Source organism: Pedobacter sp. N23S346 (assembly GCF_048515415.1).
Classification (GTDB): Bacteria; Bacteroidota; Bacteroidia; order Sphingobacteriales; family Sphingobacteriaceae; genus Pedobacter.
In genome coordinates this window covers 1-24,877 of sequence record NZ_JBLYEE010000019.1, presented here as the reverse complement: position 1 = coordinate 24,877, position 24,877 = coordinate 1, and the positions used below count along the sequence as shown (strand labels likewise).

The following is a 24,877-nucleotide window of genomic DNA, read 5'->3' as shown; positions in this document are numbered from 1 at the left end:
ACACCTATAGAAAAACATCATATGGAAAATGATAAAATGAGTAGACGGAAGGCCTTGGGAGGCCTGAGTTTAGCAATGGCTGCAGTTGCAGCATCTCCTATTTTGAGCAATGCAGCCGCTCCGGCGGATGTTAATTTTGGTCCTGCAGATTTACAGGATCCCACCACAAAATATCCAAGACCACCTTTCATCCATCAAGATCAACCCTGGCCGGCATTATCCAGCAAAATGGATCCTAAACCAGATCATGGTGAAACCAGCTACAAAGGTTCCGGACGTTTAATGGGAAGAAAAGCACTCATTACCGGCGGCGATTCTGGTATGGGAAGAGCTGCAGCAATTGCCTATGCACGCGAGGGCGCTGATGTTGCCATTAATTATCTGCCACAAGAGGAACCAGATGCACGTGAAGTGGTCGAATTAATTAAAAAAGCAGGCAGAAAAGCAGTTACCATTCCAGGCGATATCAGAGATGAAAACTTCTGTAAAAAGTTAGTTGATGAAGCCGCCAGGCAACTCGGCGGTTTAGATATCGTGATTAGCAATGCCGCCAGACAGCAATCTAACCCATCCATTGCAGACATTACAACTGAGCAATTCGACTGGACCATTAAAACCAATATTTATGCACCTTTCTGGATCATCAAAGCTTCACTGCCTTATTTAAAACCAGGTTCTTCGATCATTGGTACCACTTCTGTACAAGCTACAGATCCATCACCAGATTTATTTGATTATGCACAAACTAAAGCAGCGACTACAAACTTCGTAAAGTCCCTGGCAAAACAACTTGGTCCGAAAGGCATTCGTGTGAATGGAGTGGCTCCTGGACCTATCTGGACACCTTTGCAAATGGGCGGTGGATCTACGCCAGAAAAGCTTAAAGCATTTGGGAAAGATACACCGCTGGGTCGCCCTGGTCAACCAGCCGAGCTGGCTTCCATTTATGTGCAACTTGCCGCAAATGACGCCAGTTTCTCTACTGGTCAGATTTATGGCGCAGCCGGAGGGTCTGGTCAGCCTTAACATGAGATGCATTAACCTTCAATACTTGAAGGTTAATGCAATTCTTAATTTTACATGTCACAATCAAAATGAACCAATCTACTTTTGGTATAAAATCATAATATTGTAAGAAGAAAATATATCGTATTTTAGGATCTGTTCATGGTCTATTTCCACAAATCATTATTTTAACGCATTAGAACGGCATAATTTAAGCTTAAACCTTAAATTCCATCAAGCCACACAACCCTTTTTTAGCGAGAGCCTATCGCTAAATATTTAAAACCACCAATTTAGTTAGAAAAAAAATTGTTACATTGTTCTCTTTAATATTAAAAAAATGTTAAGTTTGCAATGTACACTACTAATTCTATAGATTATGTATAGTAAAACAAACCTGTTTTATTATTTGATAGCACCGCTTCAATCGCAAATGCGAATGTGTTGTTGTTACGCTTAATCTTTCAATCAACTCATCATTTCCAACAATAAAATTTTTCTTCCATGGCATCATCGTATCCAACCTTTACCTTATCAGAAAAGCTCACCGAGGAGCAGATCGAATTTTTCAATATTCACGGATTTATCCATTTCAAAAACTTCATTACCAAGCCCACGGTAGACTCTATAATCCAGGCATCTAAAGAGGTTCAAAAAGATTGGATCAATGCAGATGTTCGTAAAATTAATGGTGTGCCAATTAAGTATGGAAAAGATATTAATGGAGAAAAGATTGTTCAGCGCTTCGCTTTTATCAATCAGCACCATAAAACGTTAAGCGGATTATTGATGGATCCGAGGTTATCTGCGCTTTTACCACTTGCCGGTGATGAATCGAGGTTGGGAATAGAGGAAAAAGATGGAATGGTATTTAATCATTATGTGAACGGTCCTGAAAGTGGTTTTACCAAAATGGGCTGGCATACCGATGGATTGAGAGACATTTTTTATGGTGGAAAGTTAAATCCAATGTTAAATGTTGGTGTGCATTTGAGTACGCAGACAGAAGCAAACGGCGGTTTAAAAATTATCCCGGGTACTCATAAACAAAGCATTTATCAAATGCTTTTCCGTAAAAGGTATTTCATCGATAACAGCGCTGATAAAAATGAAATTTCAATTTTACCAGAAGCAGGTGACTTAACGGTTCATGATGGAAGACTTTGGCACCGTGTAGCACAATCATCACTTCGTGGAGAAGAAAGCCGCAGACGAGTAATCTATATTCCTATCATCGCCGGGAAATATGCGCCTAAAAACGAAAATAGTCCAACCGTATTTTACCAGCGTTTTGCTGGAATAGTTAAGTAAGATATGCTAATAATCTTATTTTTGAGTTATCTTGCGCGATCAGGTAAACTAAAGCGTCAAATCACCTTGATCACGTCTTTACGGAAAAAAATTAGTGGAAGACTAATTCGTCCTGTAACAGCATATTGACTTGCCTTTAGTATAGGCATAAATTTAAATGAAAAATAAAACAACAGAACGGGCGCAAATTTTTGCAGACAGAAAACGGACAAATATTTTAAGAGCGGGCGAGCAACAATTTATTCACTTTCTACTCAGGCAGATACCAGGCTTTATCACGCCAAATATCATGACTGCAATAGGTATGTTTGGTTCTATGATTGTGTGTGCTGGATTTTTGCTTAATACATATTTCGGCGGACCTTTTATCCTGATTGGAATTATCGGTCTTTTTATCAACTGGTTTGGCGATTCTTTGGATGGCAGACTAGCCTACTACCGTGGCATTGCCAGAAAATGGTACGGATTTGCATTGGATATTATTATGGATTGGTTAAGCATCATCCTTATTGGAATTGGTTACTATTTCTATGCCACAGAATCTACCAGAATATTAAGCTTCCTGTTTGTTGTTTTGTATGGCTGGTCGATGATTATTTCTTTGTTGAGATACAAAATATTGGGTGTGTATCGAATTGATGCTGGCCTGCTCGGACCAACAGAACTCAGGGTAATTATCGGGATGATTTTAATTCTCGAAGCCACCATACCAGGATCTATAACTTATTCTGCGCTTGCTACAGCACTTATTTTATTGGCTATAAACTTGAAAGATACGAACGCGTTGCTGGAACTTGGCAATGACCGCGATCGTAAAGAAAGGGCGTAATGAGTAAGAAAAAATCGATAGGTATTTTCCTTAAAGCACAGGTATCGGCATTTTCAGGAGGCTTAACAGATTATGGGCTGATGATCTTATTTACTGAAATTATCGGAATCCATTTTGCAATATCTATTCTACTTTCCGGCACTTTAGGCGGAATCGTAAATTTTTGTTTAAACAGGTTTTGGGCTTTTAATGATGGAAAAGAATATGCAGCATCGCCGAAAAAACAATTCTTGAAATTTTCTACTGTTGTGCTTGGAAGTATTTCTTTAAAATCGGCAGGCACTTTCCTATTGCAACGCGGATTTAATCTTGATTATCGGCTTGGAAGATTATTGGTAGACAGTGTGGTTTCTTACGGATTTAATTACCCGATGATGAAGCTTTGGGTTTTTAAAACCTATGCAATTGAAACAGAGACATCTAATGAAGAGGAACGAGAGATTGTCGCTGCACATTCATAAGGAAAAATCACTTTAAGTGTATTAGTTTGTCTCACAAACCATTGTAGTGTAATCTTCAAGAATGCCTCTTCCTAAATTTGTTTCAGGTTCTTAAAAATCAATATCTATTAACTAACTAAAATATTTTTGGATAAAAGCATTTTGATACAAATTGAATGGAATAAATGGTAATAACACTTTGGTAATAACGATTATAATGCTGTTTTCCTTTAATCTGAATATCTAATCACAGTAGATCAACCCATCATGTTGAATTGGTTAAAGCACCTGTAACACTTATATCTTTTAATAGGTACCATTGTTAAAATCCTCTTAAACAGGAAACTTCTAGGAACCCGATAAGTTTCAGGATTCTTACATTTTGGACAAACGGGCGACGTTAAAGTTTTAAGGGTAGCTTGTTCAATAATCATAGACAAAAAGAATAGACAACTAATTTTATACAAATACCACTTATAATATTCTTTTTATCAGAATACCTAAACACTGGCACTTTTCTTTCTATTCAAAACGCATAATTACCACTAATATTACAAATTCATTGTTTGAGGCCATCTATTATTAATTGACTTAAAGCTGTTTTGAAAAGGAGATAAATCATAAAATATTAATCATGATTAGTATTAAATACTAAAAACTGACACAAATAAGCAGTTTCCTATAAACATTCGTTTGTAAAAACTTGCTTTTCAGAAAATAAATTATAAATATTATAGAAATCATCATCATTTAATTCGCTGTACTTCGTTCAGGTTTTCCATAAGCAGAGGGAGTTGACTGGCTGCCCAACTCCTGATGGATTGATCAACAACACCAGTGGATGAGCTTGCCTTAACATGCAATGCAATAAGTTCCTGATCTGAATCCATTAAAAGTCCAATTAATTTTGCTCTGTGGTCAAGACCTGATAAAGTTTTTAGCTCCAAAATTTTACGCTTATCTTCTTCATGCAGTTCCAAGCTATTCGTAATCGATTGTTTTGACATAGCTATACTCAACTGCCTGATGTATTCCTCAGCATGATACTTTCTTTTTTCCGCCAATATCAGCAAGTTATTATCGTTTCGTATTGACAACATTTCCTCTGCAAGCGTTAACTGATAGCGATTTTTCCGAACAGCCTCGGCTGAAAAAACACTAAGAGGCATTTCATAACCCGTTGGATCTTCCTTGTGACATGCAGGCAACAACACACCTAAAAATAATAATGCAATTATCGAATATCTTTGAAAAATATAAAGTAAATGGTAAACCATAAACAAAAAAGTTAAATTGATTATTTCAAGACTTAAATGTGCCTAATCTAATCTAAAAACTTAGTTCACATCAAATTTGTTTAGTCTAATTTATCATAATGCAGATTTATGTTATGGATAATTAAAAATTACGTAGATATACAACTTTACTCCTGTTAATTAGGCACTAATAAAATAAGGCCTGAAAAAAGATTTGCTTAGCTAATATGATGTTTTAAATTCCTTACTGCATAATCAGGTTACCGTGATGTAGAGAGGGCAAAAAACGCGAGAGCCCGGTTAAATACCAGGCCCACGCGTAAAATTAATTAATTGATTCAGTTACATTACGCATACATATCACTTCCCAACTAAAGGCGATATATTTTGCTTTTAAGCTAAATGCGCTCTGTTGTTGTGTATTCTTTAATTGTCAGGCGTTTACTAGAAGCTATGGTAGCACCAATAGCTGCAGCAACAGCCCCTAAAATCATTCCTATAAACGAGAAGATAGCAAATTTTGAAAGTGCAGACGCCATTTCATCACCAATTTTTCTTGCTTTTTGTTCAGCTTCGGCTTTAACCGTTTTAATTTTTTCTTTAGCAGAATTTAGGGTGTTTACCCAATTTTCTACAATCTGCTTCGATTCTGCCTCGCTTTTTCCGGTTCTATTCTGAACGATATTCACCAAAGCTTCCTGATCTACGGCATTAAAGGTTGAATCATTTGCAGAGAATAATTTATTAACCAGAGCATCTAATTTTTGCTGTGCCAACTGAGGGTTTTCCAAAATATCCTTTCCAGTTGATTCACCTTGTCCTTCAGCAGCATTTGCCTTCGCTTTTAAGGCGCCTGGCTGTAACTCTTTTTTCTCTGTTTGCTTTAATAAAAGTTCGGCCTCTTCTTTCATTTTACCAAAAGTATTTTTATCAATACCCAATTGGTCTTCAATCATATTTCCTGCTTCTGGTGCTACAGATTTGATGCCTGCACCAGCCGCTGAAAACCCTTTTGTAATAACGGAACCTACACCCCCTACCACTTTACCCACTGATGAAGTGATCAGGTAAAGGTTTAAGAATGTTAATAAACACCAGGTTAATAATCCATGAAGAATCAAATCTGTTTTTTGTACATGATTCGAAAACCATCCTGCAACCCACCCGCCTGTAAATACCGAAATTAGCATAGTAACAATCCACCAGATTAATGCTCCGGTTCCCAGACCGCTAAAAGGTTTTGTTTCCTCAACAGGGTCTATACTTCCAAAACCGATTCCCAGGCCGAGAAAACTCAATAAGAGCTGAACTGCAATAGCAATAAAAACCCCGGCAATGATTGCACTCCAGGATAAACGACTGATAAATCCTATTGCTGATTTATCGTTTAATGTTTGAGTAGTGTGTAACATTTTTTCTTTTTTTATAATAGATAGAAACTAATTGTTGCATTATGAATTCAGGATATCCGGCTTATCCTTCGCTCAAATGTTACATCACAACACCGCGTTAGGGTCTTTGTTTGACAGAAGTAAACATATTGTAAAAAATATGTTTCATTAAACATTTAAAGAATATTTTTACTAAATATTATGACTTTTTTAGTAGTTTTTAGAATATATTCATCTTTGAGGGAAGATATTAATTACCCAGGTATGTTCATTTGAAAACCGAATCTCATCACGGTCAATTTCCAATATTTAGGTGAGCATAAAATGTTTTCTCAGAAAGAAAACAGCGTAATTTAAAAGAAAAAAAATACTTAAGAATAATATTCGTTTTGTGCTCACTAAATTCAGGCATCTATTCAATAAGCCTTTTGGCTTAGAACCTATATTATTTTACTTAATTATAACACCCTGATTAACAGGCATAAAACTCAAAATCCCGAAAACTATTGGTTTCCGGGATTAAGACTAATATAACGATTTGGGTATGTTAACTAAAATGTATAGAAGATACTCGCCTGAATATTATTATTCTTAAAATCGCCTAGCGCAACATTCGGCTTATCCATTACCTTTTCAATTCCATAAAGGTAACGTGCACCTATACCTAAGCCAATTTTAGACTGGAACCCGATGCCACCAGCTACTCCAAAATCAATTTTCTTCGCAAAATCTATATCCTGAAAACCTGTAACTTCCTCCTTTAACTTTAGGCCAACCTGCGGACCAGCCTCGACAAAAAGACCGAAGTTAGTTCTGTATTTCAATAGAATAGGAACGCTTAAATAAGAAAGTTTAATCTCTTGTGCACCTAACGGACCTGCCAATACTTTTGCGCCTTGCATAGAGAACAAAAATTCTTGCTGGATGAGGAAATTATCTGTCACTTTGAAAGCAACCGTTGCCCCGCCATGAAAACCTGCAAGAGGATCTGTCGCAAAATTTGCACCGTCAAAATTACTGTAGTTTCCCCCAGCCTTGATACCAAACTCCAACTTTTGAGCGAGCTTCTTAAACATTCCTTGCCCGAAACTACTCGTTGAGATTAAAATGCATACTGACGATAGTAATAATAGCTTTTTCATAATTTTTTCTGACTTTTTCTTTTTTTCGGCTAAACGCCCTTTTGTTTATTTGAATCAAAAGTGGTCGTTAAAACAAGATTAGAAAAGGCAAAAAACATTAAGATGGACAAATAAGCAATCGAAGCGGACATAGATGATGAGAAAAGAAAGTATGCGATAAGATCATGCATAGTTTGATAGCCAGAAATTAAGATTGTTTTTTAGGTATTGGCCAGCCACTTTAAAAACTGCGGCGCTTTTACTTTGCTCACTAAAACCTTCTCAGAAAAAGGAACTTTGAGATTGATAGAAAGTTTCCTAGTGAAAAAACTAGATACGTCGATGATCGCCCGCCTGCATACCAGACATTGCCTGTTCGCCCTGAAGAAAGTATTGCCAGAAAGTCGCTCGAGTTCATCGAGATTTTTATTTGGATAGTAAATCTTTCCTCCGAAAGTGAGCAATTGCACTACTTCATTCGCCAGGTAAAAAAGTGCAATATCATCTACATCAACAGGAATAATCTTATCCTGATGATAGACCAGTATTGAAGCAGAGCGCTGAACGCCCGCGCTTGTCATCATCTGTAACAAGGCCTTCATTTGCGGCGTTTGTTCTGAAGAGAATTGCTTTTTTAGCTGGCTGTATTTATTTATGGCAGCTTTTAGCGTATCGCTGGAAAAAGGTTTCAGGATATAATCAATTCCATTGGCTTTAAAAGCATCAAGCGCATATTCATCATAAGCAGTGCAAAAAATAACAGGTACAGCAATATTACACGCGACAAAAATTTCAAAACTCAGTCCATCGCCAAGCTGGATATCACTAAAAATGAGGTCGGGCAATTTGGCTTCTCCAAAATATTCAATACCTTCCCTAACCGACATTATTTTAACCATCTCTACTCCTTCCGGGAAAAGTTTAGCGATGTTTAGCTCAAGGTCGTCGGCAACAACCTGCTCATCCTCAATGATTACAATTCTCATTTTTTAACAATTTTATACTTACGGAGAACTCCTTATCGTCGGCTTTTATCTTTACTTCATCTCCCGAGCAAAGCCTGTAGCGCTCTGCAAGGTTGGCCAGTCCATATTGGGTTGAAGGTACTTTCAAATTTTTCTTTTGCAGGTTATTTGAAATGACCAGATAACCACCCTCCTGCGTAATCCGTATCATTAAGGGGTGCTGTTTAGTAAAATTATTATGCTTAATGGCATTTTCGAGCAGTGGCTGAAGTGAGAAAGATGGTAATGCATAAGTTTCACGCACATGCTGATCGAGTATAATAGAACATTGTAGTGCGTTTCCAAACCGGATGTACTGCATTTCGAGATAATCCTTCGAAAAGGCCAGTTCCTGTGCAAGAGTAGAAAGATTTGACGAATGATGATGAATGGAAGTTCGCAGGAAACTAGCCATATGTACAATATAATCATCCGCCATGGCGGTATCTTTATTGTAAAGTGCCTTTAAAGTATTAAGCGCATTAAAAAGAAAGTGTGGATTAATCTGTTGTTTAAGTAATTGAAATTTAGCTTCTACATTTGCCCTCCGCAGCTGTTCTACCTCCAGATCTGCAGAAAGCTTATGTTCATATAGCAATACTGAATCATGCATGATAATCACCATTGTATTCATTACGACTCCTGAGCCAATGAAGGCCAAAAACAAATTAATGCTCCAATATGAATTTTGAAACCTGGCCATATAAGCACAAATTGGCCAGAGAATAAGGTAAATTACCATGCTCGCCGGATAAGTAATTAATGTGCGATAGAGCGTGAATTCTTTTGATTTAACCGAAAAACGTTTTCCAAGAAATACCATTAAAAGCACATCAACATGCCCGATCAGGGCGATGGAAAGCAAGGAAAGCAGGGTATACGGGTAAAGTGAACCTCTTGGTCCGTTATTATAATAAATGATATAAAATATCATGCCGATAATGATGGCTAATAACCAGCTCAAGCGATTAAGGCGTTTTACGTTCAGTTTAAGAACCATAATCACAAATTTAATTAATAGTTGGTATTAACGTGTTATAAAAAAGCCTAGACGGACAAAATTGGGTTTAAAGCGGCCAATGCGTAAATGTTTTTTTAAAGCTAGCAATATTGAACGCCTTAGAATATTTATATCCTAGATGTTTCTAATTTGCTTCACATCGTAAAAACCATTGTACCAAACAAGTGTTTTATTTTAGAACGCAATATAATTGCCACTTAAAATATTGAACTATGGAACAAAGAAATATAATTTACAGCAACCTGGAAGAACTTTCCAATAGTAGTTATGAACTAACTGAAGGCGAAGCAGACATCAGAGGATGGAAAGTAAAAACCGAAGCAGGAGCAACAATTGGGAAAGTACGTGATTTGTTGTTTGATCCGGAAAACAATGCGGTACGATACACCATCATTGATTTGGATAACCTGGGCGCAGACCTTGAAGAAAAAGCGGTTTTAATCCCGATCGGACTTGGACGTTTATCAGATGATAAGGATGAATTAATATTACCAGATATTCACCTGGATCAGTTTAAAGCTTTGCCTCAATATATCATTGGTGAGGTTACGCACGAGTTGGAAGATAGGATCAGGCATGTGATTGGCAGTCCGGCTGCATTACGTATGGAAGAAACGATTATAGAAATAGACCGTGAGAATTTCTATCAACACCATCATTTTGACAAGGGTAATCTTACTCAGCGTGGCACCAGAATTTCAGAAGCCAATAGCCTTGAATCAGATCCTTTGGTTGATCCAGAGCGGATAGAAGAACGAAATACCATCCATCAACTGATCGATCATTCTGAAAAGAAAGACTAAAATAAAAATTTGCATCGCTATACAATAAATGACAGATAGAAGCGTCTTATTACCGAGAGCGTTAATTTAGATTAAACGGGAGTCGTCCACTGGATGATTCCCGTTTTCCATTTATAAAGCTTTTCTATTTGTTAGCGAACTTTCTAACCAACTGACCATGCTTTTTTTACGGTTAACCGTCTTGCTCTCTGTTTCCTCTGTGAAAATCTCCGTGCACTTTGTGGTAAAAGTTAACTAATTGATAAAAATAACCACAGAGGCCAAAGAGAAAAAAGCACAGAGATCGAGAAGATTAGGCAATTATTAACTTACTGATTGATGTCTCATCAAACAGCCTATCTTTTTATCTCTAAAATTCACTCAACTACTTAAGTTAAATGTAGATTTTTAAAAACCAAAATAAGCCGAAAGTGTTTAGATAGAAACAAAATCTAAAGCCCTTGTCACTTAAGTCACTATCGAAAACCCGCTGGAGCATTGCACCAGATCGGGTAACCATTTATCCCTACGGTCTGTCTTACATTTTGGCCGCAGTGGTGGCCATTATTTTCGCAGCCGGATATTTCTTTTATACACGTTCTATGCAAAATTCAATGGAATCATCGATGCCATTGCTCCTGGTGCTGATTGTTATAGTCATTCTGTTTGTAGGCTGGGCGGGAACTTCTATCGAATTTGATATCAATAGTGGAATCATGCGCAAAAAACTAATGGGTTTCCTGCCTATCAGTTCGATTCCATTTTCCCGCATTCACGGCATCAGCCCAGTATCTAATATGATGGGTTCTTATACATATAGGGTATTCAAAAAGGACAATCGATATGGAAAGGGCATACTGGTATCTTGTTCATATGGAAAAAATGACGATCCCAATGCCATTGCATTTGTAGATGAAGTAATTACAACGGTTCATCGCCACCTGGAAGCTCACGATAGTCCCGAAGATTTTATGCCACAGACTATTGAAAACTATACGTTTTTTAACGTGCAAGGCGGTACTTATACCCTTAAAAAAAACAGGATCGGAAGTATCGTATTCGGTACACTGTTGTTGGCCATTGGGATTCATGAACTTACTCCTTACGCCTGGTTGGGCCACGACATAAACATCGGGCGAATTTTTTTTCTGCTCTTTACGCTCATCGGCGGACCTGCAATCATCCTTGCCGGCTTTACAGACATTACCATTGATAAAACTTCCCGTTTGCTCACCAGAACAAATCCTATCGGCCTTGGGAATAAGACCTACTCCTTCGATAACTTTAATGGCATACAAACCGTTAGAAAATCTACCAACTTTATTTATTCAGGCACTGAAGTTCAGGTTTATTTCTTAAAACCCGGAACGCAGAAGGAGGAAGCGATTGCGCTTCAAAGTTTTTTCAGCACACGGAAGGTAGAACGCTTTGTCGCCGAGTTAAATAGCATTATTATTTAATCTTCTTGTCAATTTCATTTACAAATCAACATTATAAAACTAGAATCATTTTAATCTTAAACCGCTATGAAAAACTTATTTACCACCGCACTAATATTATTTTTTACTGTTACGCTCTCACAGAAAAGTAACGCGCAGGAAGATGCACGCATCAAAATTCTGCTCAGCGTGAATGCGAATGGAAAACCGATGACAGCCACCTTGAATAGCATTTCTACATCAGTTTCGAGATATTATGATGATGTAGTAGCTGCCCCTGCTAGTGGGAAAAGTAAAGATTCTACTGCTACCAAAACGGATGTACCTACTATGGGCTACAAACCAGGCGTATTTTATCTTAATCTGGATGTGAAGAACCTGCCTGATGAGATGCTTAAGCTAATGGCTGGAAAGAAAAGTAACTTCGATGGTACAGTTACGATAACAGACAGTTATGGGAAATTACCTGTTAGAACAATTAAGTTCCTCAAAGCATCATTATCTAGCTTTTCAGATCAATATTCATCCACATACTACGGAGAATCAATGGGCAATGTAATCATTTCACTTACTTGCAGCTCTCTATCTATTAATGGCATTTTAATAGAACAGTAAAATATGGACTTGCTATCATCGGGGCTGTAGCCTTTCGACAGGCTCAGAATGATATTTAAATTTGATACAGCCATTTACCTAATCATTGATAATACAATCCTTCCCTATCGTAATGAAATACATTTTAATTATTGCTTCTTTCTTTTTGTTTACCACTCAGGTTCAATCACAAATAAAACCTGTGCGAACAGGTTGGCATTCGTTTACCATCCAGTGGATCACTTTTAATAAATCCAATCCGGGGAAAGTATATATCAAGGAAATCGGGGAAGAAGAATATAGCATTGAAGGCGAGCATAGGGATCCCAAATCAAAAGAGTACGTAACCATTAAGGGAACATTCCTGAACCAGGGCAGCACATTAAAATTCAATGGGAAGATTGTTTCTAAAATCAATTCCATCAATGGTGGACAGCCTTGTGAACTTAACGGACTTTCCATCTTTAAAGCCAGTGGCAAGAGGCAATACTGGCGGCTGCAACAAATGCTCAATTGTGATGGTGAAACCACAGATTATATAGACATCTTCTTTTAAATCGTATCATTTTATTTAAAAATTAATCAATATCATCGCATAAAGACTTTTATGAAATCCAAAATACACTATTCACTATTGATGATTGCCATCAGTTCTATGTTAATGCTAAGTTGCAAGAAAAAGTCAACAGACGAGCCAACATCGGTAGGCCCATGCGAAACTAAATATGAAGTGATGTTCGGAGACCAGGTGTTAACCAATGAAACGGCTACTGCCAGTTATGAAAATGGACAAATCAAATCTATAAATTCTGCTAGTACTGTATTGAATTTTGAATATTTAACAGATCGGGTAAATGTTTCAGGTGCTGGTGTGCAAGCTTACCGGGTTGATCTTAGTGACAAACTTGCTGTAAAGCTTACGGATTTAAAAACCCAATTAGAACAGCGCATGACTTATGATGGAAATAGAAATCTGGTTAAAATAGAAGCCTATCTAAATGGCAATTTAACTGATACCAAAATCCTTACCTATAGCAATGGCAATCTGGCTACCCTAACGCAAACCTACACCGATGATCCGGCAGTGAAAAGGGTTACTACCTATAGCTATTCTACTGAAATTGCCACAAGAGTTGACACCGAGACACGCCATTTTATTTTTGGCTCAGTTGACTTTAGTATTCCATTGTTTCTAACCGGATCTGCCTCCAGAAATATTTTAACAGCGAGTTTATACACTTACACCTCCGGAAATTTCCGTTCTGATATTAACAAAACCTACACCTATACGCGAAATGGTAGCGGAATACCGACCAGGATAGTAGAAGACAGCCACAGCGTAACCGTTAGCAACGGCGTGCAAACGCAAGATGAAAGATTAAAACAAACTATTCTGATAAATTCTACATGCAATTAAATAGTAATAGGATAGTTATCTAAATTAAGATGATAGCTGTAAATTTCAAGCTTCAGCTCCCGAAAAAAGAAATAATATCATAAAGACGAGGACTTTACCATAAGAGGTACATTATCTGAGCAATTCATGAGAGTAATATTTCTTACGAAACCAAAATGCAAGATTCACAAGTGCAATCAGTACCGGAACTTCCACCAAAGGGCCAATTACTCCTGCGAAAGCTTCGCCTGAATTTATGCCGAATACACCAATGGCTACCGCAATGGCAAGTTCAAAGTTATTTCCTGTAGCGGTGAATGCAATTGATGTGCTTCTGGAATAATCCGCACCAAAGAAACGGCCGGCAAAGAAGCTGACAAAAAACATAATGGAAAAATAAATAACCAGTGGTATGGCAATACGCGCTACATCCATTGGTAGCTGAACGATGAGTTCTCCTTTCAAGCTGAACATCATTACTATTGTAAAAAGAAGTGCAATTAAGGTAATTGGAGAGATTAGTGGGATAAACTTATTATTGAACCACTCCTCTCCCCTGGCACGAATTAAAACAATGCGACTGATTAATCCCATAGCGAAAGGAACCCCGAGATATATGCCGACACTTTCGGCAATCTGACCGATGGAAATATTTACTTTCAGCCCCTTTAATCCAAATAAAGGAGGAAGAATAGTGATAAATACATAAGCGAATACACTATAGAGTAAAACCTGAAAAATGCTGTTCAAAGCAATTAAACCTGCAGCATATTCACGGTTCCCTTCAGCAAGTTCATTCCAAACCACAACCATGGCGATACATCGGGCAAGTCCGATCAGTATTAATCCAACCATGTATTCGGGATATTGATGTAAGAAAACAATTGCAAGAAAGAACATTAGCAACGGACCAATTACCCAATTCAGGACTAATGAAGTGGTTAATACCTTTGTATCTTTAAAAACCTGACCAAGATTTTCATATTTAACTTTTGCCAGTGGCGGATACATCATCAGTATTAAGCCTATTGCCAGTGGCAAATTGGTAGTGCCGTTTGAAAATGAATTAATAAATACCGAAGATGACGGAAAAAAAGCGCCAATGCCCACGCCAATTGCCATTGCCAAAAAGATCCACAGGGTTAAATACCGATCCAGGAAACTTAATTTCTTTCGCCCGGATGCCGGTGCGCAATGATTAGCAGACATTTAAATTTACTTTAATTCTTTATAAAAGGAGATAGTATACCAGTAATATTATAGCCGGAGATTACGCTTTAAGATATGCTTCAGTAAAGTCGCGACTGTAATCTTTAATCATATTTCTCACGCGCTCAAATTCTGCATCGATCTCTGATTCAGTTCCGGTAACTTTAGCCGGATCAGGAAAATTCTGATGTAGTTTTATGGCCTTGCTAGGAAAATACGGACAGCTTTCTTTTGCATGATCGCATACTGTAATCAAATAATCAAATTCAACATCCATATATTCGTTGATGTTATTGGAAGTATGTCCTGAAATATCAATACCATCCATTTTCATTGTTTGTATCGCTTTGGGATTAACGCCATGCGTTTCAATGCCCGCGCTGTAGATTTCTGCATCTTTTCCCGCAAAGTGTTTGAGGTAGCCTTCGGCTATCTGGCTTCTACAGCTGTTGCCTGTACAGAGTACTAAAATTCTTTTCATTGATTTTTTTATCAAATCCATCACGCGTATTTAGTTAAGCATGATGGCGATGCAACTAAATATTTAATTTTTGAAAGGTATTAGCAACATCCTCCACCAGGTGTGCAAGAATTTGCCGGAGTGGCTAGATTTACTAACCCTGGCTGCTTTACTGGTTCAGGTATACCACACTGATCCATGGCTAAACAAGCTGTCTTTTTTGCTATTAAGATGAAATTGGTACCATTGAAGGCTAAATCATATCTGCCAATAGTATCTGCCTGGTACTCTACCTCAATTTCAGAATCTTCCATTCCCAATACTTGCTCTGAAAGACTAATTATATTGAGCAGTTTCCCAGGCTTTAACCTGTGTTCAAAATCGTCTGCATCCCAAAGCTGGAAGTTGGCCACTTTTTCATGGCGAACAGTTCCGCCACAATCAATAAAATCTTTGGAAATCACACCTACCTCCGTAACATGGAAATGCGCTGGCACCATCTCCCCACTTTCCAACTGAAAATTAACGCTTTCTACTTGAGCAAGAATGTCTTTTATTTCTGATAGTTTCATAATGATATTTGTAATATTGCAATTTAACGATTGATTAGACTTTAAAAAAAGTTAGCAACAGCTTCAGTTTTTTTATACGAGCCCAGGAAGCTCCCAAGCAATGATTCGAGCAGGCTCCAGGTATCTGGATCTATACAATAGCAGACCTTAACCCCTTCTATTGTTCCCTGAATAATGCCTGCATTCTTAAGTTCTTTCAAATGCTGTGAAATGGTAGCTTGCGCTAAACCAAGTTCTTCTACAAGATCTCCACAGATGCATGCATTTGCAGAGATGATCTGTTGCAGGATAGCAATACGCGCTGGGTGAGCAATAGCTTTCAATAGCATCGAAAGCTGATTCTGTTCACTTGTAAATATTTCTGATTTTGTAAGTCCCATAAATTATATCGCAATATTACGATAAAAATATTAATCTGCAAATTAACTTACTTCCAGGATATTAAATACTACTCCTGAACAGCTTCTTTATTCCTTAAGAATTTTATAAAAACATAGATTGATTTTCCTTGAACTAGAATTACCGGAATAAGCGCATTCAATACTAACCAGTAAAATTTTAAGTCTGTGAAATCATTTGTTTTATAGGGCGAGAAAAGCATTTGTACAATAATGGCAAAGAAAAAAGTGACCAGATAGCTATCGATTTGATGCCATATATATTTCCTTCTAATTATTTTTTTTTCAAGATTTTCCATAATTGTGTATTTTTATTTTCAGCAGGTTAATTTGTTTTTCAGGCATCTTTAATAAACTTTCTGGCACTCCGTTCCATTTTTTATTTAACCGTCTGCCCTCTTCTGCAGTTATGCCCATCACACTGCCGTGGCGTGGATAGAAATTTTTAGTAAACGATTCTGGTGTAGTACTAAATGTATACAAATCTTTACTCCGCTGAAATTCATACCGATGGTTAGTGTATAAATCGTACATTAATATATAAGTATCTGAATTATTGAGTTTAAAGATGCTGGAACCTTCCACTACAATCTTTCTTGGAGAATAAGCATCCAGGTATTTGAAATCTTCAATCCATGGACCCCGGAGCGTTTGTGCTGTTGCTTGCTGTATTCCATTTCTGATCTCCTTTCCCTGTTCATCTTTAGTATTCCCCTTAAAGAAAAAATGATAGGTACCATCTTTGTAAATAATATCGCCGTCTATGGCGCCATATTTAGGACTAAACAGCAAAGTTGGTTCCTTTTCAAAAGCTGTAAAATCTTCAGTAGCATAAGCAGCGTAAAAATCTAATTTAGGATCATCCTTATATTTTACAGTGAAATAAACCATATACTTCCCTGCTTCGGGATCGTAAATGCTTTGAGGTGTCCAAACCCATTGTATGTTTTTAAATTTAACAGGATATGTTTTCTCCAGATCAATAAAGCCGTGTTTCCAGTTAATTAAATCCGCAGATTTTAACATCACGATACCTGGATTATGGGCCCAGCCATTTTTGGCGGTATTCATATCCGTAGCCACCATATAAAAGTGTTTACTATCTTCTCCTCTTAATATATGTGGATCTCTGATGCCTCCAGTTCCTGAAATTTCTTCTGAAGCAATGACTGGTAGGTTTTTATTTAATGCAAACCAGTTTACCGCATCTCTGCTTGCCGCAAAGCGGATTTGTTCATCCATTTGCCTGGGACCCGAGCCTTCAAAATAGGTAAATAAATATCCCTGATAATCTTGCTCCTCATGGGCAATTGAAATCTCGAATGATTTTTTACGCCGAATGTTCCCTGCTGATAAGGTTGCAATCATCTTTACCTTCACTTTCTTCCCGGTACGCGGTGAGCTTTTAAATAATTTCCCCGCATCCGATAAGTATTCGGGATTGAGAGATTTCCAAACAATCTTCGAACCATGAAGTCCTTTGAGAGTTAAAGGCAAATCCCACCGTAAATTTTTAATATATCCGGGGCCGATAACCAATAATTTAGCATCCTGAGCAACTTTTTCCACATCAGAAATGGTTTCTTTGTGATCATGCGCAACTGCTATCTGGCTAAAGTGCAACATAATCAGGTAAAGAAAAATAAAGATGGATTCGGATTTATGAGGGGTAATTTTCATCATTCTATTTTACTAATATTATTTTTAATATCGTCGATTTTATTAATCTAATCGCTAATTGGCGCTTATTTAATTTATAGCAATCGCTTTAGCCTCCCTACATGGCCAAACCACTGTTTCTTCGTTCTGCTCTTAGACCGGCATGGTCAATTTTTCGGGATGGCACTGACCAAGCCAACCCACTAACTTTAAAAGAAAAATTGCGAGCCGGCAACTTTGCTTCTTTGGTTGCCCAAAGAAGAGAGCCCGTCCGGCTAGGACAAAATAAAATTGAGATTGTAAAAATCTCTGATGTAATGTCATTCGATAATTCTGTGTGGAATGAAGTCAGTAGATAAAACGCAGGGATCCTTCGTAACTCAGGATGACAGTGAAAGGTTATAAAGCGATCGCATTAAGATTGCTTCGCAATGACGATCAGGCGGCTGTCACTGCGGGAACGATGCAATTTTTTAGACTAAAGACACCTTCTAATACTTACCGCTTTTTCCTTTTCAACCACAATAAAGCGCCAGTAATAAAAAGAAAACCCGGACTTAATCCAAAAATCACATAGATCCACTTCAGGATTTTACCGGCAAATGCTCCTTCGTGAAGTTTGTATGCCATATATTCCAGCCGCTCATCCAACCCCTGCTCATCAATGATAGTGTAATGTTTTAATTTCCCCGTACGGGCATCAAAAGTAATACTACTCGCCTTACCCAGAAGCAATACATTTGTTGTTTGAGGCATTTTTCCCCTCACCAGAATATCGGCATCTTTTACTGTCGGAATGTTAACCGCAATAGGTTCGAAACCTGGAATACTTTTACAGGCCTGGTTAATCAGGCTATCGATATTTGCAGGTACTTCATAATTGGCCTGCTGTTTCGGGAGCACCCACATAGATGGCATAAAATATTCCCTTAACATCCAAAAGCCGGTAAAAAAAAGAACTATATTAAAAAGTAATGCCCAAACCCCAATAATTCGGTGTAGGGAAGAAAGCCCAGTTCTCCAATTTTTGAAGTTAAGGCCTGCCCTAAACCGCAGGGCCTGCCAGAAATGCTTTCTATAAATAATAATTCCTGTGATCATTGACAGGAGCATCACCAGGCCCATAATTGCAGTAAAAAACATTCCGGGTATCCCCAATTGCAGGCTATAATGAAAGGTATAAATCCATCGGAGAAAAGACGGGGCCATCTGCTGATAGCCCCCCTCTCTAAGAATTTTTCCGGTATAGGGATCTACAAAAACGAAATAAAGATAGTTATCGGCAAGATGTTCCTGCCGCTTATAAAGCATAAACTCGTAACTATCATACTTATCGCGGGGAAAATCATGCAAAACCAATTTTTTCAGATTGGGATGCGTCCGTAAAATCATCCGGTAGATTTCATCCGCAGGTATTTTTTTCCCCACAGGAGTAAGATTATGCAATTCAGGATTAAAGTATCGATCAAGATCGTGCCTAAAAACAAGTAATGAACCGCTTAACCCATATAAGAGAAAAAATAATCCAGCGGCCAATCCTACCCAGCCATGCAACTTGAAGGATAATTTGGTTAATCGTTTTTTCCAGTCCATTACCATCTTCTTATTAAAATTTATAGCCTACGTTTAACCTAAACTCACGTGGCGGATAAGGAACATAAGCATAGGTGCCGGTTGTTGCAGCAGATGGCGTAATCCATGCACTCCCATAATTGAACCTGTTTAATATGTTATTGATAATTCCATTTACAGATAGCCGGGAATTCGACCAGCCAATTCCGCCATCTACACGAAAAACAGGCGCAAGCTTCAGGTTTTGCAATTCATAGCGGCCAGCTCTTCCCACCTGCAATTGATATCCGGCTGATACAGATACTCCTTTTATCTCTGTGAATGGTAAAAGATAATTTAGCCAGGTATTTTGAATATGTTTCACCCGAAAAGGTGTAGCCAATCCTACCCTGGCCACATTGGCATCCTTAGAAATATGGCTATCGGTATAGGCATAGTTAATTACCGTATTCAGACCTTTAACAATTTCTCCTTTCAGATCAAACTCAATTCCTTTAGAAAGTGTCTGCCCTAACTGTGTCTGGATGTTTGTAGAAGGGTCGCTTACCTTTACATTATCGCGGATAATCCGATAAACCGAAACGGTGGTATTCCATTTACCATCCATCCAGTCTTTCTTAAACCCTGCTTCCAGGTTTTCACCTTCGAGTGGCTTAAATGCCTCACCATTTGTGGTATTTATTCCGCTTTGTGGAGTAAAAGTCTGATCAAAAAGTGCATAGACCGATAGATCAGACGTTAGCGAATAGTTCAAACCAAATTTTGGGGTGAAAGCTGTATTTTTAGTCGTTCCCAAACTGGTTCTGGTTGCACTTTTTTGAACGCCAGTTTCACTGAAAGTTAATCTTGCAGCTAGTGTTATACGGAGTTTATCCCCGAACATAGCAAGTTCATCCTGTACATAGGCTGCCTGATAACTGATGGATTGCTGATCGGTGGCAATTTCCGTTAAATCGCCGGCACGCAAATTGGCATCAAAGCCAATCCCATATACAGGATTATACGCATCAAGCGGATAAAGGGTTTGGTTAGCCGTTGGGTCACTGGCACCTGAATAAGACAGAAACTTCTTCCGGTTAAGATCAATACCACCCACAAACTGGTGATGGATAGCGCCTGTATTAAATTCGCCGTTAATATAGGGCTGGATAGCCAGCACGTCTGTATTTAAACGCTCGTAGGTTGCCCTGCGCATGATCAGATTGGGCTGGGCTGCATTGTATCGTGAAACAAAAAAATAAGTACCTTCCAAATGGTCGTGCGCATAGGCTGCATTTACCGTGAGGTGCCAGTTTTTATTAAAAGCATTATGATAACTTAAAAAACTGTTGTGTTCTATAGATTTAAATGGTGCTTTATTGGGATCATTTATGGTAAAATCAGTTGGCAGACTGGCAAATCCATCAGGTGCAAACACTGTAGAAAAGTATTGCTGAAAGCGCTGTGTTTGGAAAAGGTATTCCGCTGAAACATAAGAATGATCATTGATATTGTATTTGATTACCGGATCTATCACCAGCTTATCGTTAAAATTATACTTCTGGAAGGATTTAGCCTTTTGCCCGGCAGCATTTAGCCGGTATTGCCATTTACCTGCCTTATCCATGTTGCCATCAAGATCTGCCGTTACCCGATACAGGTTAAAACTACCAGTTGCCAGGCTGATTTGATTGGTATTACTTCCCATAGGTTGTTTGGTGAGTACATTATAAGAACCAGCCGGATCAAAAAGACCGTTTATATAGCTCGATGGCCCTTTTATAAATTCTACCCGGCTGATAATGGCGGCATCTTCCGCGCTGGGGCCAGCATAAATCATAGAAAGATCCATTCCGTTACGCATGGGGGTAATCTGTGCACCGCGCATAAAAACCGAAGAGTTGTACATATCGGCATTGTTGTTCCGAATGGCACCACTCACATTCCGGGTTACGCTTTCATTGATATTTATCGATTGCTGATCGGCGATGATACTTTGATCAATCTCCTGGATATTCTGTGACAGCTGGAGCAGCGGTGTATTTAGTTTCAAAGCTGCTGAAGACTTGTTCAGGTTATACCTGCGGTAATAGCGGGAACTTATTTTTACCTCGTTCAGTATCTTGGCTGAGGTATCTCTGGATGTTTTAACCGAGTCCTTTTTAATTTTTGTTTGGTCTTGGGCCGAAACTACGGCAATAACCATCACTAAAAAAAGGCCCGTTAATAATATATTTTTCATTTAAATTCTGTTTTATGGCTGCAGATTTAAAAATTAATAAAAGCATCATTTTGCAAACTGATGAACCATCAATTTTTCTCCTGATTGTTTTCTGCAGTCCTGGTTTAAGGCTAAACTTTCTTGTACTGAAAATGGGCAGCTTATCGCAGCAGCTGCTACGAAATGCCGTCAGAGAAAGCAAAACAATAAGTGAGATCCTAAATACTTTTATTTAGTTTGTCTGCCGCTAGTGTTTACTGTGATCGTGACTCGGTATGCCACCTAATCCCTTAATATTGAACTTCTTTAGATAAGTATCTGATGCCTTTAGTACTGCTTCATACTCCAGATCCAACCGCTTAATCTTAATCATCTCTGCTTCGAAATATTGTATGGCTTCCGCATTACTCTTACCTTCCGTATCCGGCTCGAAACGCTGCATCCATTCCATCATATTTTCATCAGCCTTGTCGAGCTTTGCAATAAGCATGGAGATTTTTTTCTGGTCGGCCGTGGTATCCGTCGCCAGCTGGTGATCGGTATTTACCTTTAATTTAATCTTCGAAAGACTATCCAGTATCATTCGATATCTTGCTGCCTGCTCGCCATCGGCCATAACGTTATTATGTATATCAATTACTTCCTCACGTACGGCTTTATAATTCCGTTCACTTTTGCAACTTAAAATGAGTACTGCGGAAATCAGGACCAATAATAAGGCGCCAAAATGTTTTTGAAAAAAATTTTTCATATTCCTAGATTCTTAATTTCATGAATAAAAATGACCTAACATGCTCACTTGCGCCAATGACATGATTTTGCCATAAGCTGCTCCATAGTTGAAGAGAAATAGTGGTGTAAAAAGTCATTCGTTTATTTTTCAGATCTGGCGCATGGCGTAAAATATCCGGACAAGCGCATAATAGTCCACTCTAAACTGTAGTTATCGATTACAATTTAGATAAGAGACGATCTGATCAATTTAAAATACAGGCAAAACTCACCAATCGCAATTATCGATCAATATCGATTACGACATTCATTTAGTAAAGAAAATAGAATTTGGGATTTAAGCCTGTAACAGTACAGACTTAGGTGGTTGAAAAATGGTAAAAGCACGATGGACGGTATTGAGTACCGGGCGCTGTGGATAAATAATTCTTAGCATTGGCCGTTGAAAAGTGAAGGATGATGCTACGGACGGCATTGCTTCCATATAATGGATTCGCTGGTTACTGCGTTCCTGTTTTTTCTCCTTTTCTTCGGCCAGTTTTAATTTTTTCATTAAAAAACATTTGCCATTACAGTGCATCCACGGACGGTTTTTATTTTCGCAAAGTTTTTCAGCGATGTACTTTTGATTTACTTCAAAACCAGCATAGATAAAAAAGCGCGAAAAATTAGACCCAATAAGTGCAAACAATAAAGATATGGCAATTAACCTGTTCAACATTTCGCTGCAAAGCTAAGCATTACAAGTTTTAAAATTTATATTAAAACAAAAACTATAAACTTTTTTAAGATAATACAGAAGGAGAAAAAGCCCCTATCCGCCTAACGGCACCTTTCCCCGGAAGGGAAAGGGCGCAAGAAAAATATTCAACACACCTCGCGATCGGCACCATGCTATTTCAACCCTGTTATATGCACCCCCGCAATCTGCACCCTGTTATCCGGCCTAGGAGATGATGGAAGGAGAAGCCGTTGAAATTTTTACACCAACGTTCAAATACCTCAAACCCGAGGTAGCGCGAACGGCTCTTAAAATAAAATCTTTATTAAAAACAAATCGAGCCCTTGCGCTACCGCCATTTAAATTTCGACGAGCTAATCCAACATCAGATCCAAGCCTTGATTTTTGCTTCTTTTCATCAAGGAAAAGAAGAAAGCCCCGGCGGCCAGCCGAGGCAAGCCAGCGCAGCGGAAAAACGGCACCTATCCGCCTAGCGATAACTTTCCCCGGGAGGGGGAAAGGGCGTAGAAAAAAACATTCTTCGCACCTAGCGATTTAAAAAAATCAATAATATTAAAAACATAGGTCCTGAATCAAGTTCAGGATGACGACCGCTTTAACCGCCGTTCATGCTATTCCCTAAAAACCTATATTCGTATGAAGAAACATCACAGATCTAATGAAGCACCCTGTTATTTCCACCCTGCTATCCGGCATAGGAGATGACGGAAGGAGAGGCCGTTGAAATTTTTACACCTCCGTTCAAATACCCAAACCCAAGGTAGCGCGAATGGCTCCTAAAAATAAAATCTTTATTACAACCAAATCGAGCCCTTGCGCTACTGCCATTTAAATTTCGACGCGCTAATCCGACATCAGATCCAAGCCTTGATTTTTGCTTCTTTTCATCAAGGAAAAGAAGAAAGCCCTTCGGCGGCCAGCCGAGGCATAGATGAAAGTGGTGAGTCACCAACAATTGAATAGGTAAGTCACCAATCACTGGATGGACTGATATGGGTATTCATGATGATTTATTATACTTCGTTAAGCATCAATTTCATTTATAAAACTACTCACTTCCTCATTCACTTCATGATGGCGTTCAACAAAGCCCATGTGCCCGGCTGGTGAAAGCGTCAGCAGCTTCGAACCTGGGATATTACTATTCATGAAATTACTCGCCTCCAATTTCGTAAGGCGATCAGATACTGCCCCTATCACTAATGTTGGCACATTTATGTCTTTTAATACCTTTGTTGCATCATACTCAAACATTCCCAAAACCCCTCTTCCGGTTATCGCTGGCGGAGCCATGGTAGAAAGTAAAGCTGTAAAATCCAACTGATTCCCAGATTGCGTTCCGGCAAAGGTTAAGAACCTGGTCATGATCAGGCTGCTACCATTAAAATAGCTCATCCATCTGCTTATCCAAAGTAATGGTGAAAGACCAATCATTATCCAACATAGCGGTTTTAACACCGGATTTTGCAACCGGGTAATCAGACTACTCATGATGGAAGTTTTAGTTGGATTGGTGTAAGTAGTGTGCTCCAGAATGAGCCCCTTAACGCTTGATATGCTTTTAAGACGAAGCTTCATATAAGTTAAAATGGTAAATCCTCCCATACTGTGTCCCCACCAATGCTATTAACTTAAGCTATTTATATGTCTGGTGCAGTCTGTTTTTTCTTTTTTTAAACGTTATTCTAGGAAAGCTTCTGTCCGGTTTTATTGGAATTTTAGAAGATGCTATTAGTTTAATAAG

The 24,877-nt window shown here is 38.3% G+C and carries 24 protein-coding genes and 1 pseudogene; 9 read left to right on the top strand and 16 right to left on the bottom strand.

Annotation, left to right across the window (positions count from 1 at the left end; translation table 11 throughout):
- The first annotated feature begins 21 nt into the window (after positions 1 to 21).
- The 4 genes from ACN1CD_RS22195 (at position 22) to ACN1CD_RS22180 (ending at position 3,606) form a co-directional block, all read left to right on the top strand.
- The gene (locus ACN1CD_RS22195; protein ID WP_419132610.1) at positions 22 to 1,026 is read left to right on the top strand and encodes an SDR family oxidoreductase; all 1,005 of its coding nucleotides are present in this window, start codon (positions 22 to 24) and stop codon (positions 1,024 to 1,026) included.
- Positions 1,027 to 1,509: 483 nt separating this feature from the next.
- Positions 1,510 to 2,316 carry a phytanoyl-CoA dioxygenase family protein gene (locus tag ACN1CD_RS22190; RefSeq protein ID WP_419132609.1) on the top strand — a complete coding sequence of 269 codons (807 nt, stop codon included), beginning with the start codon at positions 1,510 to 1,512 and terminating at the stop codon, positions 2,314 to 2,316.
- 157 nt (positions 2,317 to 2,473) lie between these two features.
- Positions 2,474 to 3,145 (top strand): CDP-alcohol phosphatidyltransferase family protein, encoded by a 672-nt coding sequence (locus ACN1CD_RS22185; protein ID WP_419132608.1) that lies wholly within the window; start codon positions 2,474 to 2,476, stop codon positions 3,143 to 3,145.
- On the top strand, positions 3,145 to 3,606 hold the full coding sequence (locus ACN1CD_RS22180) for a GtrA family protein (RefSeq protein ID WP_419132607.1): 462 nt from the start codon (positions 3,145 to 3,147) through the stop codon (positions 3,604 to 3,606). The genes ACN1CD_RS22185 and ACN1CD_RS22180 overlap by 1 nt, the downstream gene beginning before the upstream one ends.
- Positions 3,607 to 4,331: 725 nt before the next feature.
- Here the strand turns inward: ACN1CD_RS22180 and ACN1CD_RS22175 are convergent.
- From ACN1CD_RS22175 to ACN1CD_RS22155, 5 genes are all read right to left on the bottom strand, one after another.
- Positions 4,332 to 4,862, bottom strand: coding sequence for a hypothetical protein (locus ACN1CD_RS22175; protein WP_419132606.1), 531 nt, complete (start codon positions 4,860 to 4,862; stop codon positions 4,332 to 4,334).
- Between the two features lie 377 nt (positions 4,863 to 5,239).
- Complete coding sequence (locus tag ACN1CD_RS22170; protein ID WP_419132605.1) at positions 5,240 to 6,253, bottom strand: hypothetical protein; 1,014 nt, start codon at positions 6,251 to 6,253, stop codon at positions 5,240 to 5,242.
- A 530-nt stretch (positions 6,254 to 6,783) separates the two neighbouring features.
- Positions 6,784 to 7,374 carry a porin family protein gene (locus ACN1CD_RS22165; RefSeq protein ID WP_419132604.1) on the bottom strand — a complete coding sequence of 197 codons (591 nt, stop codon included), beginning with the start codon at positions 7,372 to 7,374 and terminating at the stop codon, positions 6,784 to 6,786.
- A 200-nt stretch (positions 7,375 to 7,574) separates the two neighbouring features.
- Positions 7,575 to 8,339 carry a LytR/AlgR family response regulator transcription factor gene (locus ACN1CD_RS22160; RefSeq protein ID WP_419132603.1) on the bottom strand — a complete coding sequence of 255 codons (765 nt, stop codon included), beginning with the start codon at positions 8,337 to 8,339 and terminating at the stop codon, positions 7,575 to 7,577.
- Entirely contained in the window at positions 8,320 to 9,357 is a 1,038-nt protein-coding gene (locus tag ACN1CD_RS22155) for a sensor histidine kinase (RefSeq protein WP_419132602.1), read from the bottom strand. The genes ACN1CD_RS22160 and ACN1CD_RS22155 overlap by 20 nt, the downstream gene beginning before the upstream one ends.
- 233 nt (positions 9,358 to 9,590) lie before the next feature.
- Between ACN1CD_RS22155 and ACN1CD_RS22150 the strand changes: the two genes are divergently transcribed.
- The 5 genes from ACN1CD_RS22150 to ACN1CD_RS22130 all read left to right on the top strand — a co-directional run bounded on the left by ACN1CD_RS22150 (position 9,591) and on the right by ACN1CD_RS22130 (position 13,610).
- Positions 9,591 to 10,181, top strand: coding sequence for a PRC-barrel domain-containing protein (locus tag ACN1CD_RS22150; protein WP_419132601.1), 591 nt, complete (start codon positions 9,591 to 9,593; stop codon positions 10,179 to 10,181).
- A gap of 440 nt (positions 10,182 to 10,621) precedes the next feature.
- Positions 10,622 to 11,620, top strand: a complete 999-nt coding sequence (locus ACN1CD_RS22145) for a hypothetical protein (RefSeq protein ID WP_419132600.1) — start codon at positions 10,622 to 10,624, stop codon at positions 11,618 to 11,620.
- Positions 11,621 to 11,686: 66 nt separating this feature from the next.
- Positions 11,687 to 12,214 carry a hypothetical protein gene (locus ACN1CD_RS22140; RefSeq protein ID WP_419132599.1) on the top strand — a complete coding sequence of 176 codons (528 nt, stop codon included), beginning with the start codon at positions 11,687 to 11,689 and terminating at the stop codon, positions 12,212 to 12,214.
- 112 nt (positions 12,215 to 12,326) lie between these two features.
- Positions 12,327 to 12,749 (top strand): hypothetical protein, encoded by a 423-nt coding sequence (locus ACN1CD_RS22135; RefSeq protein ID WP_419132598.1) that lies wholly within the window; start codon positions 12,327 to 12,329, stop codon positions 12,747 to 12,749.
- A gap of 51 nt (positions 12,750 to 12,800) precedes the next feature.
- Positions 12,801 to 13,610, top strand: coding sequence for a hypothetical protein (locus ACN1CD_RS22130; protein WP_419132597.1), 810 nt, complete (start codon positions 12,801 to 12,803; stop codon positions 13,608 to 13,610).
- Between the two features lie 111 nt (positions 13,611 to 13,721).
- On the opposite strand, the gene arsB is transcribed toward ACN1CD_RS22130, so the two are convergent.
- From arsB to ACN1CD_RS22075, 11 genes and pseudogenes are all read right to left on the bottom strand, one after another.
- A complete protein-coding gene (gene arsB, locus ACN1CD_RS22125) occupies positions 13,722 to 14,798 on the bottom strand; it encodes an ACR3 family arsenite efflux transporter (protein WP_419132596.1) in 1,077 nt (358 codons plus the stop codon).
- Positions 14,799 to 14,859: 61 nt separating this feature from the next.
- Positions 14,860 to 15,279, bottom strand: a complete 420-nt coding sequence (locus tag ACN1CD_RS22120) for an arsenate reductase ArsC (protein WP_419132595.1) — start codon at positions 15,277 to 15,279, stop codon at positions 14,860 to 14,862.
- An 80-nt stretch (positions 15,280 to 15,359) separates the two neighbouring features.
- Positions 15,360 to 15,830 (bottom strand): DUF6428 family protein, encoded by a 471-nt coding sequence (locus tag ACN1CD_RS22115; RefSeq protein WP_419132594.1) that lies wholly within the window; start codon positions 15,828 to 15,830, stop codon positions 15,360 to 15,362.
- A 41-nt stretch (positions 15,831 to 15,871) separates the two neighbouring features.
- Positions 15,872 to 16,210: an ArsR/SmtB family transcription factor gene (locus tag ACN1CD_RS22110; RefSeq protein WP_419132593.1), complete on the bottom strand. Its 339-nt coding sequence runs from the start codon at positions 16,208 to 16,210 to the stop codon at positions 15,872 to 15,874.
- Positions 16,211 to 16,278: 68 nt separating this feature from the next.
- Positions 16,279 to 16,527: a hypothetical protein gene (locus ACN1CD_RS22105; RefSeq protein ID WP_419132592.1), complete on the bottom strand. Its 249-nt coding sequence runs from the start codon at positions 16,525 to 16,527 to the stop codon at positions 16,279 to 16,281.
- Entirely contained in the window at positions 16,514 to 17,911 is a 1,398-nt protein-coding gene (locus ACN1CD_RS22100) for a family 43 glycosylhydrolase (protein ID WP_419132591.1), read from the bottom strand. The genes ACN1CD_RS22105 and ACN1CD_RS22100 overlap by 14 nt, the downstream gene beginning before the upstream one ends.
- Before the next feature lie 474 nt (positions 17,912 to 18,385).
- Positions 18,386 to 19,480, bottom strand: a complete 1,095-nt coding sequence (locus ACN1CD_RS22095) for a PepSY-associated TM helix domain-containing protein (protein ID WP_419132590.1) — start codon at positions 19,478 to 19,480, stop codon at positions 18,386 to 18,388.
- 13 nt (positions 19,481 to 19,493) lie between these two features.
- Positions 19,494 to 21,680 (bottom strand): TonB-dependent siderophore receptor, encoded by a 2,187-nt coding sequence (locus ACN1CD_RS22090; RefSeq protein ID WP_419132589.1) that lies wholly within the window; start codon positions 21,678 to 21,680, stop codon positions 19,494 to 19,496.
- A gap of 226 nt (positions 21,681 to 21,906) precedes the next feature.
- On the bottom strand, positions 21,907 to 22,410 hold the full coding sequence (locus ACN1CD_RS22085) for a hypothetical protein (RefSeq protein WP_419132588.1): 504 nt from the start codon (positions 22,408 to 22,410) through the stop codon (positions 21,907 to 21,909).
- A 318-nt stretch (positions 22,411 to 22,728) separates the two neighbouring features.
- Positions 22,729 to 22,944 (bottom strand): hypothetical protein, encoded by a 216-nt coding sequence (locus ACN1CD_RS22080; protein WP_419132587.1) that lies wholly within the window; start codon positions 22,942 to 22,944, stop codon positions 22,729 to 22,731.
- A 1,212-nt stretch (positions 22,945 to 24,156) separates the two neighbouring features.
- Positions 24,157 to 24,744, bottom strand: a pseudogene (locus ACN1CD_RS22075) (alpha/beta hydrolase); the annotation flags it as partial.
- Positions 24,745 to 24,877 lie beyond the last annotated feature (133 nt).

What these genes read in the sequence shown, in the direction of transcription:
- ACN1CD_RS22175 (WP_419132606.1), bottom strand. Translation starts at nt 4,862, where the DNA reads ATGGTTTACCATTTACTTTATATTTTTCAAAGATATTCGATAATTGCA.
- ACN1CD_RS22185 (WP_419132608.1), top strand. Translation starts at nt 2,474, where the DNA reads ATGAAAAATAAAACAACAGAACGGGCGCAAATTTTTGCAGACAGAAAA.
- ACN1CD_RS22090 (WP_419132589.1), bottom strand. Translation starts at nt 21,680, where the DNA reads ATGAAAAATATATTATTAACGGGCCTTTTTTTAGTGATGGTTATTGCC.
- ACN1CD_RS22155 (WP_419132602.1), bottom strand. Translation starts at nt 9,357, where the DNA reads ATGGTTCTTAAACTGAACGTAAAACGCCTTAATCGCTTGAGCTGGTTA.
- ACN1CD_RS22095 (WP_419132590.1), bottom strand. Translation starts at nt 19,480, where the DNA reads ATGGACTGGAAAAAACGATTAACCAAATTATCCTTCAAGTTGCATGGC.
- ACN1CD_RS22120 (WP_419132595.1), bottom strand. Translation starts at nt 15,279, where the DNA reads ATGAAAAGAATTTTAGTACTCTGTACAGGCAACAGCTGTAGAAGCCAG.
- ACN1CD_RS22180 (WP_419132607.1), top strand. Translation starts at nt 3,145, where the DNA reads ATGAGTAAGAAAAAATCGATAGGTATTTTCCTTAAAGCACAGGTATCG.
- ACN1CD_RS22085 (WP_419132588.1), bottom strand. Translation starts at nt 22,410, where the DNA reads ATGAAAAATTTTTTTCAAAAACATTTTGGCGCCTTATTATTGGTCCTG.
- ACN1CD_RS22080 (WP_419132587.1), bottom strand. Translation starts at nt 22,944, where the DNA reads ATGAAAAAATTAAAACTGGCCGAAGAAAAGGAGAAAAAACAGGAACGC.
- ACN1CD_RS22105 (WP_419132592.1), bottom strand. Translation starts at nt 16,527, where the DNA reads ATGGAAAATCTTGAAAAAAAAATAATTAGAAGGAAATATATATGGCAT.
- ACN1CD_RS22110 (WP_419132593.1), bottom strand. Translation starts at nt 16,210, where the DNA reads ATGGGACTTACAAAATCAGAAATATTTACAAGTGAACAGAATCAGCTT.
- ACN1CD_RS22190 (WP_419132609.1), top strand. Translation starts at nt 1,510, where the DNA reads ATGGCATCATCGTATCCAACCTTTACCTTATCAGAAAAGCTCACCGAG.
- ACN1CD_RS22135 (WP_419132598.1), top strand. Translation starts at nt 12,327, where the DNA reads ATGAAATACATTTTAATTATTGCTTCTTTCTTTTTGTTTACCACTCAG.
- ACN1CD_RS22165 (WP_419132604.1), bottom strand. Translation starts at nt 7,374, where the DNA reads ATGAAAAAGCTATTATTACTATCGTCAGTATGCATTTTAATCTCAACG.
- ACN1CD_RS22195 (WP_419132610.1), top strand. Translation starts at nt 22, where the DNA reads ATGGAAAATGATAAAATGAGTAGACGGAAGGCCTTGGGAGGCCTGAGT.
- ACN1CD_RS22100 (WP_419132591.1), bottom strand. Translation starts at nt 17,911, where the DNA reads ATGATGAAAATTACCCCTCATAAATCCGAATCCATCTTTATTTTTCTT.
- ACN1CD_RS22115 (WP_419132594.1), bottom strand. Translation starts at nt 15,830, where the DNA reads ATGAAACTATCAGAAATAAAAGACATTCTTGCTCAAGTAGAAAGCGTT.
- ACN1CD_RS22130 (WP_419132597.1), top strand. Translation starts at nt 12,801, where the DNA reads ATGAAATCCAAAATACACTATTCACTATTGATGATTGCCATCAGTTCT.
- ACN1CD_RS22140 (WP_419132599.1), top strand. Translation starts at nt 11,687, where the DNA reads ATGAAAAACTTATTTACCACCGCACTAATATTATTTTTTACTGTTACG.
- ACN1CD_RS22160 (WP_419132603.1), bottom strand. Translation starts at nt 8,339, where the DNA reads ATGAGAATTGTAATCATTGAGGATGAGCAGGTTGTTGCCGACGACCTT.
- ACN1CD_RS22150 (WP_419132601.1), top strand. Translation starts at nt 9,591, where the DNA reads ATGGAACAAAGAAATATAATTTACAGCAACCTGGAAGAACTTTCCAAT.
- ACN1CD_RS22170 (WP_419132605.1), bottom strand. Translation starts at nt 6,253, where the DNA reads ATGTTACACACTACTCAAACATTAAACGATAAATCAGCAATAGGATTT.
- arsB (WP_419132596.1), bottom strand. Translation starts at nt 14,798, where the DNA reads ATGTCTGCTAATCATTGCGCACCGGCATCCGGGCGAAAGAAATTAAGT.